Below are 13637 nucleotides of genomic sequence, written 5' to 3'. Positions count from 1 at the left end.
AAATAAATAAAAAGATGAGTGTTAATGCTTGGGAAGAAGAGGTTGTGATTCCTACTTACGAAATAGGAGAGGCAGAGAAGAACCCTGTTTTTTTGGAAAAAAGGGTGTACCAAGGAAGTAGTGGAGCAGTATATCCTTATCCCGTAGTGGAAAAGATTGAAGATGAGAAGCTGGACAAAGTTTACAAAGCTGTATATATTGAAAATGAATATATAAAAGTGATGATTTTACCTGAGCTTGGTGGAAGGGTTCAAATGGCATATGATAAAATAAAAGAACGTCATTTTATTTATTATAATCAAGTCATTAAACCTGCTTTGGTAGGACTTACAGGTCCTTGGATTTCTGGAGGAATAGAATTCAACTGGCCACAACATCATCGCCCTAGTACTTTTTTACCTGTAGACCATACCATTGAAAATAATGAAGATGGAAGTATTACGGTTTGGGTAAGTGAAAATGAAAAAATGTTTCATCAAAAAGGGATGGCAGGATTTACGTTACATCCCGGAAAAGCTTATTTAGAAATTAAAGGAAAATTATACAATCCAACACCAGTTCCTCAAACTTTTTTATGGTGGGCGAATCCAGCAGTAGCAGTAAACGAACATTATCAATCCGTTTTCCCCCCAGATGTACATGCAGTATTTGATCATGGAAAAAGAGATGTTTCTACCTTTCCAATTGCTACTGGAACTTATTACAAAGTAGATTATTCTGAAGGAGTGGATATTTCTAATTATAAAAACATCCCTGTACCTACTTCATACATGGCTATCAACTCAGAATTCAATTTTGTTGGTGGTTATGAAAATGATACACAAGCAGGAGTGTTGCATATTGCCAACCATCACATTTCACCAGGAAAAAAACAATGGACTTGGGGAAATGGAGATTTTGGAAAAGCCTGGGATAGAAATTTAACAGATGAGGATGGCCCTTATATTGAATTAATGGCAGGGGTATATACAGACAACCAACCAGATTTTACATGGATGCAACCTTATGAAGAAAAAACATTTACTCAATATTTCTTGCCGTATCGTGAGTTAGGAATGGTTAAAAATGCTTCACAAGATGTGTTGTTAAACATCCATAAAAAAGATGATAAAGCCATTGTACAGGTATTTGTTACTTCGTTACAAAAAAATGCCAATGTTGTTTTAGAGGGATATTTTGATGAGGTTTTAGATTTAAGTCCGGAACAAGTTTATGAAAAAGAAGTTTCTATAGGTGATGTTGAGGTTATCAATTTGGTGTTATCTGTGTATGCTGAAAATGGAAGAGAATTATTGAGTATCAAGGCAGAAGAACAAGAAGGAAAAGAAACGCCAGAAGCAGCCAAAGCAGCTTTTTCTCCTGAGGAAACCGATACTTGTGAACAATTGTATTTAACAGGGTTGCATTTAGAACAATATCGCCATGCCACTTATAATGCGACTGATTACTATTTAGAAGCTTTAAAACGTGATCCTTCTGATGTTAGAAATAACAATGCTATGGGGCTTTGGTTGTTGCGTAGAGGAAAGTTTGTAGAAGCTGAAACCTACTTTAAAAAAGCCATTAAAACTCAATTACAACGCAATCCAAATCCATACGATGGAGAACCTCATTACAATTTAGGATTGTCTTTACAATACCAAGGAAAACATAAAGAAGCGTATGATGCTTTTTACAAATCGTGTTGGAATGCTGCCATGCAAGATGCAGGTTATTTTGGGTGTGCTCAAATATCATGTGTGCAAAACAATTTAACTGAAGCTTTGTACGAAGTAGAGAAATCTTTAATTCGTAATTGGCATAACCATAAAGCGAGAACTTTAAAAGCGGCTATTTTAAGAAAATTAGGAAGAGCACAAGAAGCATTGACTTTAATTAACGATTCTTTAAAAATAGATTTGTTCAATTTTGGATGTAGGTTTGAATCATATTTAATCACAAATAAAACTGAAGATTTAAAAGAAATGCACCAAGTAATGCGAGGAGAAATCCATAATTATGAAGTGGTAGCCTTGGATTATATTGCTGCAGGAATGTATGGTGAAGCAGTTCAGTTATTAGAAGCTGGAACAAAAGTTTGTGCTACAACTCCAATGACTTATTACTATATGGGTTGGGCGTTGAGTTTGGCGAATAAAGAGAGTAAATCTGTGTTTGAATTGGCTACTAATCATGCACCAGAATATTGTTTTCCAAACCGTTTAGAAGCTATTTTAGCTTTAGAAGCTGCACAAAAAATAAATATAAAGGATGCCAAAGCTCCTTATTATTTAGGGAACTTGTGGTATGACAAACGTCAGTACCAAGAAGCCATTGCTTGTTGGGAAAAATCGGTAAGTATTGATGCTACTTTTTCAACGGTACATAGAAATTTATCACTGGCTTATTTTAATAAATTACAACAAGAAGAAAAAGCTTTGGTTACTTTAGAAAAAGCTTTTGAATTAGATACTACGGATGCTCGTATTCTTATGGAATTAGATCAGTTGTACAAGCGTTTATGTAAACCTTTTTCAGAAAGATTAGTATTTTTGGAAAAACATATCGATCTAGTATTACAACGTGATGATGTGTATTTAGAATATGCTACGTTATGTAATCAATCAGGGAAATACATTAAAGCGATTGAATGGATTGATCAAAGAATTTTCCATCCTTGGGAAGGAGGAGAAGGAAAAGTACCTACGCAATATCAAATAGCTAGGGTAGAGTTGGCAAAACAATTTTTAGCGGGTAACAACGAATCACAAGCAATTAATTTGTTAAAACAATGTTTGGTATATCCTCATCATTTAGGAGAAGGGAAATTATCAGGAGCACAAGAAAATGATTTCTATTACTGGTTAGGATGTGCTTATGAAAGTTTAGGAGAGTTAGAAAAAGCACGTCATTATTGGGAGTTAGCTAAAGACGGAGATACAAAACCAGCCGCCGCTATTTTTTATAATGATCAAAAACCAGATAAAATATTTTATCAAGGATTGGCTTTGCTTAAATTAGACAGAAAAGAAGAAGCAAAAAAACGTTTTCATGCGTTGGTAGCTTTTGGAAAGAAACATTTAAATGACATCATTAAATTAGATTATTTTGCGGTTTCCTTACCTGATTTATTGATTTGGGATGATGATTTAATTTTCCGTAACAAAATTCACTGTCACTATATGCTTGGACTTGGTTTTTATGGATTGGGAGATGTTGTGAATGCAAAAAAACATTTGACACAGGCTAGTGAAATGGATCTCAATCATCAAGGAGTGCAAATTCATTTATCAATGCTAAATGACTTGATGAATCTTCAATAATATTATATATAACTTAGTCTTATGGAAGTCAATAAAAAACAAAATGTTACAATTTTAGTTATGCTTTTGATCGTATTTAATCAGGTAAAACTGTTTGCTCAAAACCATTATAAGATTGATGTCTCAAATGTAAAAACAAATGTTTTACGAGATCATTTAGATTTAGGAGGAAGTAATTCTAAAGGAGATACTATTAGTGTGAATAGTTTTTATTTAGAACATAATAAGAAACCGTTTATTCCTGTTATTGGAGAATTTCATTACAGCCGTTATCCACATCAATATTGGGAGGAAGAAATAAAAAAAATGAAAGCCGGTGGAATTACGGTAGTAGCTACTTATGTGTTTTGGAATTTACATGAGTTTAAAGAAGGTGTTTTTAATTGGGAAGCCGATTATGATGTAAGAACTTTTACGGAATTGTGTGCAAAAAATGGTTTACAAGTCATTATGCGTGTGGGACCTTTTGCTCATGGAGAAATGCGTAATGGAGGACTTCCAGATTGGTTGTATGGACGACCTATAGATGTAAGGAGCAACGATCAAACTTACCTGTATTATGTCAATCGTTTTTATCAAGAAATCGGAAAACAATTAAAAGGTTTGATGTTTAAAGATGGAGGTCCTATCGTTGGGGTTCAGATAGAGAATGAATATCAACATTCTTCGGCACCATGGGCTTTTACTTACATAGGAGCTCCAAAAGAGAGAACTGCTGCGAGACGTGATCGTAAAATTGTACAAGATGGTGTCGGAATTAATGACAAAGGAAATGAGTTTGCCAATGTAGGTAAAGACCATATGAAAACCCTTAAAAATTTAGCTATAGATGCAGGATTAGTCGCTCCTATTTATACCGCTACAGGTTGGGGGTATGCTACCATTATAGAAAAAGAATCTATTCCTGTGATGGCAGGTTATGCTTATCCATTTTGGACTTCAGGAAACAAACCTTCGTCTTTTTATTTGTTTAAAGATTTACAACAAAATCCGGATTATGCTCCTGTGAGTTATGATGTGAATTTGTATCCTTCTATGGCAGCAGAATTAGGAACAGGAATGGCTGTTACTTATGATCGTAGACCTAGAGTACCAGGAGAAAGTTTTTTACCATTAATGGTTCGTACCGTTGGAAGTGGAACTAATGGACTTGGATTTTATATGTATCACGGAGGAACGACTCCTTCTGTAGGTAATTATTATATGTCTGAAGGTTCTGGATTGAATAATAAATCCTATGATTATCAAGCTCCCATTGGGGAATTTGGAAAAGTGACTAGTGGTTTTTATTCCTTAAAATTAATCAACTATTTTCTACAGTCTTATGGGAATGATTTGGCTCCATTATATCCTGTTTTACCCAAAACAAATGATGAAATCAAGCCAGGCAACACAGAGACTTTACGCTATTCTGTTAGGAGTGATGGAAACAAAGGATATTTGTTTATGCATAATTTTCAGGATCATTTAGAAACAAAAGATTTAGAGGATCTCAACATTACAATTAACACTAAAAAAGGAGAAGTGAAGTTTCCAGCATCGGGAACCTTTACCTTAAAATCCGGTAGTTCTGCTATTTTTCCTTTTCATGTTAATTATGATGGAGTGCTTATTGAAATGGCAACACTTCAACCTTTTTATCACTTTGTAAATAATAATAAGCCTTATCATGTAATGGTTGCTGTGGATGGTATTGCTCCAGAAATGCATATTAAAGGAAATGTTAAGGTAAAGGGAAAAGGAACTAAAACGTTCAAGAAAAATGGAAATACGGTAGTGGTTTGTAAAAAAAACAGCATCAACGAATTTCAAGTCAATGGTGTTTCTTTTTTAGTATTGCCTCAAGAAGAAGCTTTAAAAATGTGCGCTGTAGGAGAGGACGATCAACAACAAATTATTTTGAGTGATGCTGTGGTTTTAAATGATGACAAACAAGTTTCATTCATCAGCAACAATAAAGAACAAATAGATTTTACGGTATATCCTGCTCTGGACAATGTAAATACTACACAAGGAAAATTAACAGTTATAAAATCTACCTTTCCTCATAGTAATTCTTGGCGTATTACGCTTCCAAAAGTAACACCTGCTCTTGATTTGATTCAAACAGATAATAGTCATTTTGTACTAAAATCTACCTATTTAGATTTGTCAACCATCAACGATGTATTTATCACTTTTGATTATATGGGAGATCGTGGAATTTGTATGATGAATGGAGAATTACAAACCGATGATTTGTACACAAGTAAACCTTGGACTATAGGATTAAAAAAATATCAAGAAGCCTTAAAAAGTAATCACATGTATTTTTATTTTATGCCGATGTATAAAGATGCTTCTTATTTGAGTTATTTAGACAAGAACGTAATTCCTGATTTTAGCGATAAAAAAAGTTTTTTAGAAATTAAAGAACCAAAAATATCAGTAGAATATAAGGTAAATGTAACCTTGCATTAATCATTTTTAAAATAAATGATGATGAGTGAGTTAAACAAAAAACAACATGATAACATGGTAAAAAAGTATTTATATTTCAGTCTTTTATTATTAACCATTTTTACGTTAAGTAGTTTTAAAGAAGGTGATGAAATCGATTTAAAAGGAACTTGGCATTTTGAAATAGATAGAAAAGACGAAGGAGTTTTAGCAGAGTGGTTTAAAAGAGATTTAAAAGATTTGGTAAAATTGCCAGGTTCTATGGCTAAGAATCTAAAAGGGGATGATATTACATTAAGCACTAATTGGACAGGTACTATTTACGATAGTTCTTTTTATTTTAGAGCTAGTTTAGAAAAATTCCGTCAACCAGATAATATTCACATTCCCTTTTGGTTAACGCCTGCCAAGCATTATGTGGGAGCAGCATGGTATCAAAAAGAAGTGACTATTCCTAAAAACTGGAGAGGAAAACACGTGATTTTACATTTAGAAAGGACACATATAGAAACTCGTGTGTGGATTAATGATCAAGAGGTTGGTTTACAAAATTCTTTGGTTGCTCCGCATGAATATGATTTAAGCGCTTTTTTAAAACCAGGAAAACAAAGAATTACCATTAGAGTTGACAACAGAGATAAAATAAATGTTGGGCCAGATTCACATAGTATTAGTGATCATACGCAAGGAAATTGGAATGGAATTATAGGAAAAATGGCTTTAGAATCTTTTGCTCCAGTATATATAGAAGATGTAGAGGTGTATCCTGATATCAAAAACAGAAAAGCAAAGGTAACCATTGATTTAAAAAATACTTCACTTCAAAATTTTAAAGGAAAAGTCTGTGTTCAGGCCAAAAGTTTTAATTCAGATAAGTCTGATAAAACAAAAGAAGTTAGCACAAAAGTAGCGATATCTAAAAATGAAAATCAAACGGTTACTATAGAACTTCCTTTTGGAAAAGGAATGCTAACATGGGATGAGTTTGATCCAGCTTTGTATCGTTTAGAAGTAACATTGACTTCTAAAAAAGTGAAGCAAACTAAAGAGGTTACTTTTGGAATGCGAGAGTTTAGTATTAAAGGAAATCAGTTTTTAATCAACGGAACCCCTGTTTTTTTAAGAGGAACTTTAAATAATTGTGAGTTTCCTTTAACAGGATATCCTGCTACAACGGTAGATGCTTGGAAAAAAATATTTAACAAAGCGAAAGATTTTGGATTGAACCATGTACGTTTTCATTCTTGGTGTCCGCCAGAAGCAGCTTTTATGGCTGCCGATTTGGTAGGGATTTATTTACAGCCAGAAGGACCTACTTGGACGAATCATGGACCAAAACTAGGAAGAGGTCAGCCGATAGATCAATATATTTATGATGAGACTTTAAAAATGAATAAGTATTATGGAAATTATGCTTCTTTTGTGATGTTATCAGCTGGAAATGAACCTTCAGGAAATCAGGTTTCTTACTTAAATAAGTTTGTAGATTTTTGGAAAGAAAAAGACAGTAGGCACGTATATACAGGAATGTCTGTTGGGGGGAGTTGGCCAGTAGTGCCTAATGCAGAATTTCAGGTTCGTGGTGGAGTAAGAGGTGTGAATTGGAAAAGTCATAGACCCGAAACGGTAGAAGATTTTAGCAAAGGTATTGCTCCTTTTATAGTTCCATTTGTTGCACATGAAGTGGGGCAGTATTGTGTGTTTCCAAATTTTGATGAAATCAAAAAATATACAGGTGTTTACAAAGCCAAAAACTTTGAGATGTTTCAGCAAGATTTGATAGATCATCATATGGGAGATCAGGCAAAAGACTTTTTAAATGCTTCGGGAAAATTACAAGTGTTGAGTTATAAAACTGACATAGAAAAAATGTTAAGAACCCCAGGTTATGCAGGTTTTCAATTATTAGGTTTACAAGATTTTCCTGGTCAAGGTTCTGCCATTATAGGTGTTTTAGATGCTTTTTGGGAAGAAAAAGGTTATGTAACAGCAAAAGAATATTCAAGATTTTGTAATCAAACGGTTCCTTTGGCAGAAATTTCAAAATTTGTTTATCAAAATAATGAAACTTTTAAAGCTACTGTTGAGTTATTTCACTCAGGAAAAGCTCCTTTAGAAAATGCCGTTATTCATTGGACGATTAAAAATGAAGCAGGACAAATTTTAAAGTCTAGTCAGTTTGATGCTAAAACATATGACAATGGAAACGGAATGTTTGTAGGTTCTTTAACATTTCCATTAGAAGCTATTCAAAAAGCTTCAAAATTAAATTTAGAAGTGAGCGTTCAAGGAACCAATTTTGTGAATGATTGGGATTTTTGGGTATATCCAATAGCAAAACAAAAGGCAGTTTCTACGGTGTATTATACCACAAGCTTAGATGCAAAAGCTAAAGAAATTTTAGAAAAAGGAGGAAATGTATTTTTAAATGCTTCGGGTAAAGTAATAAAAGGAAAAGAAGTACAAATGTATTTTCAGCCAGTATTTTGGAATACCTCTTGGTTTAAAATGAGACCTCCACATGTTACGGGAATGTTGATTCAAGAAGATAGCCCTGCTTTTGCTGACTTTCCTACAAGTTATCATAGTGATTTGCAATGGTGGGAAATTCAGAATAGAGCACAGGTGATGAATCTTGAAGGTTTTCCATCAGATTTTCGTCCATTAATTCAGCCGATAGATACTTGGTTTATGAACAGGAGATTGGCTATGGTTTTTGAAGCCAAAGTTGGGAATGGAAAAATAATGGTTTCTAGTGCTGATATATCTGCTGAGGTAAAAAATAAACCAGCTTCTTTACAATTATATAGATCATTGATTGATTATATGGATTCGTATAAATTTGAACCTAAAAATGAATTGAATATAGAGATCATAGAAGAACTATTTAAATCTCCCTCAAAAGAATTGTTTGATACTTTTACCAAAGACAGTCCGGATGAATTAAAACCGAATTCAAATCAAAATAAATAGTTAAAGATTTTAAAATTTTGAAGATTGTGAATAAAATAAAAATCCCTGAGTAAAATTTATACTCAGGGATTTTTATATACTTAAATATGATATTATTTTTTAGATTTCTTTTTCTTGTTAATAGTTCTTTCAAAAGTTAATAATAAAGAAGGTAAGATGACCAAGTTAGATATCATTGCAAACAAAAGAGTGATAGAAACCAACCCTCCTAAAGCCTTGGTTCCTCCAAAACTAGAGATAACAAAAACTAAAAATCCAAAGAACAAAACAATAGAGGTGTAAAACATACTAATTCCAGACTCTCTAATGGCTTTGTAAACCGATTTTCTAACCTTTCCTTTACTAGCTATTAATTCTTGTCTGTATTTGGCTAAAAAGTGTATGGTATCATCTACAGAGATTCCAAAAGCAATACTAAATACTAAAATGGTTGAGGGTTTTAGAGGAATTCCTAAAAATCCCATCAATCCAGCAGTTAATATTAAAGGGAATACGTTTGGTATTAAGGAGATTAAAATCATTTTAGAATTTTTAAATAATCCACCAATAAACACAGCAATCAATACAATTGCCAAACCTAAAGATATGATTAGATTGTGAATTAAATAATTAGTTCCTTTTACAAATACCAACGCTTTTCCTGTCATGGTTACATTATAACGTTCTTTAGGAAAGTTTTTATCTATAATAATTTGAAGCTCTTCTTGAATTTGCTCCATTCTTTCTGTACCTATATCTTTCATAAAAGTGGTAATACGAGCATAACGACCTGTTTTGTCTACCATGTTAGACAAGGCATTGGTGTCTCTTCCAGAATTTTGAGCATAACTTAAAATAAAGTTTTTTTCTTGTGAGGTTGGTAATTTATAAAAATCAGGATTACCATTATAAAAAGCTTGTTTGGTAAACTTTACAAGATTGTTGATGGAAATAGGTTTAGAGAATTCAGGAATTTTAAGAATTTCTGACTCAAGTTTATCAATACGTTTTAAGGTCGCTAAATTCATCACTCCTTTTTCTTTTTTAGTATCTACTAAAATTTCAAGAGGTAAAATTCCGCCAAATTCTTTTTCAAAGAAAACAATGTCTTTATAGAATTGTGTTTTTTTAGACATGTCCTCAATCAAACTACCCGATACTTTTATTTGAAAAGCACCAAGAATAGCTATCAATAATAGAATAGAAGAGACGATGTAAACAAAAGGTTTTTTGTTTCTAACAATCTTAGTCATTCCCTTCACAATAGTATCAACCCATTTTTTTTCTAAATGCTTTAAATGCTTTGGTTTTGGCAAAGGCATAAAACTATATAGAATTGGAATTAAACATAGAGAGATTATGAAAATCCCCATAATATTGATGGATGCAATAACACCAAATTCTTTAAGAATGGTACTTTTTGTAAAAATAAAAGTAGCAAAACCCGCAGAAGTCGTAAGGTTGGTCATTAAAGTTGCATTTCCAACTTTGGTAATTACACGTTGTAAAGACTTTGCTTTGTTACCGTGTTTATGAATTTCTTGCTGATATTTATGAATTAAAAATATAGCATTTGGCACCCCAATTACAATAATTAAAGGCGGAATTAAAGCTGTTAAAATAGATATTTGATATCCTAATAAACCAATAAAACCAAATGACCAAAGCACTCCAATAATAACAACGGCTAAAGTGATGGCTGTAGCCCTAAGTGATCTAAAAAATAAAAAGAAAATAAGTCCTGTAACTCCTAAACCAAGTAGCACAAACATTCCCATTTCTGACTTTACGCTGGCAGCGTTCATACTACGAACGTAAGGCATTCCAGAAACCCTAACTTGTAAGTTATTTTCTTTGTTAAATTTTTTAATAAGAGGATTAAAAGTGTCTTTTATATAATCAGACCTAATTTTGGTGTTTACAATTTGTTTATCAACATAAACAATGGTTTGAATAGTTCCAGTTTCTTTATTGAATAGGAGGTGATCATAAAAAGGCAAATCATTAAAAATATGATTGCTAATACTGTCTACTTCTTGTTGATTGTATTTTTTCTTGGTAAATATTGAAGTGAGTTCAAATTTTTGCTCCTCAACATTTTTCTTTAGTTCTTTGATATTACTAAAAGAAACAACTCCTTCTATTATTTTTTTATGAGATGAAATTTCATCTGCTAGCGCAATCCAATTATTAAATTTTTTTACATCAGAAAAAAGAGTACTATCCTTAACTGCTAAGACAATAATATTCCCTTCTTCTCCAAATATATTAAGGAATTTATCATATTCTATATTTACAGGATTGTCCTCAGGAAGTAAGTTGGCTTCTGTGTAAGAAAACTGTACATTCTTAAATTGTGATGCTAATAGACCTGTAATAACAGCTATTATAATAATGGTAGCGACTCTATGGATAAGAATGGTTCTAGCAACAGTATTCCAAAATTTCATAAAAAGTATAGAATTGTATGAGGGGTGTAAAATTATATAAAAAAAGCCATCTAATTAAGTAACAAAGTACTTTATTAGATGGCTTTATGTTATTAGTTTGTAGAAAGTAAATTTATACTTTCATGATTTCAGCATCTTTAACTACATATACTTCATCTACTTTTTTGATATAGGTATCAGTTAAAGTTTGAACTCTATCTTCTGCAACTTTCTTCTCGTCGTCAGAAATCTCTACTTTTTTAATATCATTGTTAGCATCTCTACGAATGTTACGAATACTAACTTTAGCATGCTCAGCTTCTGCTTTTGCTTGCTTAGATAATTCTCTACGTCTTTCCTCTGTTAAAGCAGGAACACTAATAATAATGTGCTCTCCGTTGTTCATAGGATTAAAACCTAAGTTTGCTACAATAATTCCTTTTTCAATTTCAGGAATCATGTTTTTTTCCCAAGGTTGTACGGTAATGGTTTGAGCATCTGGTGTGTTAATGTTCGCAACTTGACCAATTGGAGTAGGAGAACCATAATAGTTAACCATTACACTCCCTAACATAGCTGGCGAAGCTTTCCCCGCTCTAATATTTCCGAATTCTTTTACTAAGTGAGCAATGGCAGCATCCATTCCCTCTTTAGTACTGTCAATAATAAATGTAACTTCTTCGTTCATCTTGTATATTATTTATCTGTAACTACTGTACCAATTTTTTCTCCTGAAATTAATCTTTGAAGATTTCCCTTAGTATTCATATCGAATACTAAAATAGGTAGGCTATTTTCTTCACTTAAAGTAAAAGCTGTTGAATCCATTACTTTTAAACCTTTGTCTAATACATCTCTATAAGAAATCGTATCAAATTTAGTAGCGTTGCTGTCTTTTTCTGGATCTGCTGTATAAATTCCATCTACACGTGTTCCTTTTAAAATAACATCGGCTTGTATTTCTATAGCTCTTAATACAGAAGCAGTATCAGTTGTAAAATATGGATTTCCTGTTCCAGCTCCAAAAATGACCACTCTACCTTTTTCCAAATGTCTTACAGCTCTTCTTTTGATAAAAGGTTCAGCAATTTCTTCCATCTTAATAGCGGTAAGTAACCTGGTTTTAACACCAGTAGCTTCTATAGCACTTTGTAAAGCCATACCGTTGATACAAGTTGCTAACATTCCCATGTAGTCTCCTTGTACACGATCCATTCCTTGTGCAGCACCAGAAACCCCTCTAAAGATATTTCCTCCCCCAATTACAATTGCAATTTCTAATCCAGTTTCAACAGCTGCTTTAATTTCTTGAGCATATTCGGATAACCTTTTAGGATCTATACCATATTGCTTATCTCCCATTAAAGCTTCTCCACTTAATTTTAATAGTATTCTTTTGTATTGCATGATTGTTATTTAGGTAGTGCAAATATAAAATTTTACACGAATATTTATAGCTTGATAAGTTTGTTTCTTGATTTTATTACATAAAAAAACCTCTCATAAAAATGAGAGGTTTTAAATATTATAATTAGAATATAAATTATCCTAAAGTTACTCTTGAGAAAGCAACTACTTCTACATTAGAAGCAGCAACATATTCTGCAACAGTTATTTTTTCATCTTTAATGAAATTTTGATCTAAAAGACATTTCTCTTGATCTAAAGTAGTGTTGTCAGAAATAAATCTTTCCATTTTACCAGGTAAGATTCTATCCCAGATTTTTTCTGGTTTTCCTTCAGCAGTTAACTCAGCTTTAGCATCTGCCTCAGCTTTAGCCATTATTTCATCAGTTAATTGAGATTTAGAAATATATTGAGGAACATTTTTTAATGTTTTTCCCAATCTTCCTAATTCAATATTGTCTTTTTCAATTGCAGCAATTCTTGCTTCAGTTTCTGCAGCAACGAATTCAGGATCAAAATCTTTGTAAGATAATGTAGTAGCTCCCATAGAAGCAACTTGCATAGCAATGTCTCTAGACAAAGCTTCAGCACCATCAACAGCTTCAGATAAACCAACTAAAGTAGCGATTTTGTTTCCAACGTGAATGTAAGAACCAACGAAAGGAGCCTCAACTCTTGCAAAATCGTTAATTTCTAATTTTTCACCAACAACTCCTGTTTGCTCTACTAATTTGTCAGCAACAGAAACACCACCAAAATCAGAAGCTAAAAACTCTTCTTTTGTTTTAAAGTTTAATGCAGCAGCAGCTAATTCTTTAGCTAAAGCAACAAAATCTTCGTTTTTACCAACAAAATCAGTTTCACATCCTAATACAATAGAAACTCCAGCTGTTTTATCAGTATTAACAACAGAGATAGCAGCACCTTCACTAGACTCACGGTCAGCTCTTTTTTCTGCCATTTTTTGTCCTCTCTTGCGTAATACATCTACTGCTTTGTCAAAATCTCCTTCAGCTTCGATTAAAGCTTTTTTACAGTCCATCATTCCAGCTCCTGATGATTTTCTTAATTTCATCACGTCAGCTGCCTTAATATCTGCCATAGTATT

At 32.7% G+C, this 13637-nt stretch carries 7 protein-coding genes; 3 read left to right on the top strand and 4 right to left on the bottom strand.

Going from position 1 to position 13637, the window contains the following annotated elements:
• Positions 1 to 14: 14 nt before the first annotated feature.
• The 3 genes from BUB70_RS06275 to BUB70_RS06265 are packed head-to-tail and all read left to right on the top strand — an operon-like array spanning position 15 to position 8714.
• Entirely contained in the window at positions 15 to 3302 is a 3288-nt protein-coding gene (locus BUB70_RS06275) for a DUF5107 domain-containing protein (RefSeq protein ID WP_073119458.1), read from the top strand.
• 60 nt (positions 3303 to 3362) lie between these two features.
• Positions 3363 to 5762 (top strand): beta-galactosidase, encoded by a 2400-nt coding sequence (locus BUB70_RS06270; RefSeq protein ID WP_073119822.1) that lies wholly within the window; start codon positions 3363 to 3365, stop codon positions 5760 to 5762.
• A 21-nt stretch (positions 5763 to 5783) separates the two neighbouring features.
• A complete protein-coding gene (locus BUB70_RS06265) occupies positions 5784 to 8714 on the top strand; it encodes an exo-beta-1,4-galactosidase (protein WP_200777478.1) in 2931 nt (976 codons plus the stop codon).
• Positions 8715 to 8806: 92 nt separating this feature from the next.
• Here the strand turns inward: BUB70_RS06265 and BUB70_RS06260 are convergent, their stop codons facing one another.
• From BUB70_RS06260 to tsf, 4 genes are all read right to left on the bottom strand, one after another.
• Entirely contained in the window at positions 8807 to 11143 is a 2337-nt protein-coding gene (locus BUB70_RS06260; protein ID WP_073119455.1) for an efflux RND transporter permease subunit, read from the bottom strand.
• Between the two features lie 112 nt (positions 11144 to 11255).
• Entirely contained in the window at positions 11256 to 11810 is a 555-nt protein-coding gene (frr, locus tag BUB70_RS06255; RefSeq protein WP_073119454.1) for a ribosome recycling factor, read from the bottom strand.
• A gap of 8 nt (positions 11811 to 11818) precedes the next feature.
• Entirely contained in the window at positions 11819 to 12529 is a 711-nt protein-coding gene (pyrH, locus tag BUB70_RS06250; protein ID WP_073119451.1) for a UMP kinase, read from the bottom strand.
• A gap of 136 nt (positions 12530 to 12665) precedes the next feature.
• Entirely contained in the window at positions 12666 to 13631 is a 966-nt protein-coding gene (tsf, locus tag BUB70_RS06245) for a translation elongation factor Ts (protein WP_073119449.1), read from the bottom strand.
• Positions 13632 to 13637 lie beyond the last annotated feature (6 nt).

It is taken from the genome of Wenyingzhuangia marina, from assembly GCF_900130035.1.
Taxonomy (GTDB): domain Bacteria; phylum Bacteroidota; class Bacteroidia; order Flavobacteriales; family Flavobacteriaceae; genus Wenyingzhuangia; species Wenyingzhuangia marina.
Note: the sequence above shows the minus strand (reverse complement) of the source record. Positions and strands in the feature narration are given on the sequence as shown.

Bases quoted from the DNA above. Each gene is read 5' to 3' on its own strand.
- BUB70_RS06275 (WP_073119458.1), top strand. From the start codon at position 15: ATGAGTGTTAATGCTTGGGAAGAAGAGGTTGTGATTCCTACTTACGAA.
- BUB70_RS06270 (WP_073119822.1), top strand. From the start codon at position 3,363: ATGCTTTTGATCGTATTTAATCAGGTAAAACTGTTTGCTCAAAACCAT.
- BUB70_RS06265 (WP_200777478.1), top strand. From the start codon at position 5,784: ATGAGTGAGTTAAACAAAAAACAACATGATAACATGGTAAAAAAGTAT.
- BUB70_RS06260 (WP_073119455.1), bottom strand. From the start codon at position 11,143: ATGAAATTTTGGAATACTGTTGCTAGAACCATTCTTATCCATAGAGTC.
- frr (WP_073119454.1), bottom strand. From the start codon at position 11,810: ATGAACGAAGAAGTTACATTTATTATTGACAGTACTAAAGAGGGAATG.
- pyrH (WP_073119451.1), bottom strand. From the start codon at position 12,529: ATGCAATACAAAAGAATACTATTAAAATTAAGTGGAGAAGCTTTAATG.
- tsf (WP_073119449.1), bottom strand. From the start codon at position 13,631: ATGGCAGATATTAAGGCAGCTGACGTGATGAAATTAAGAAAATCATCA.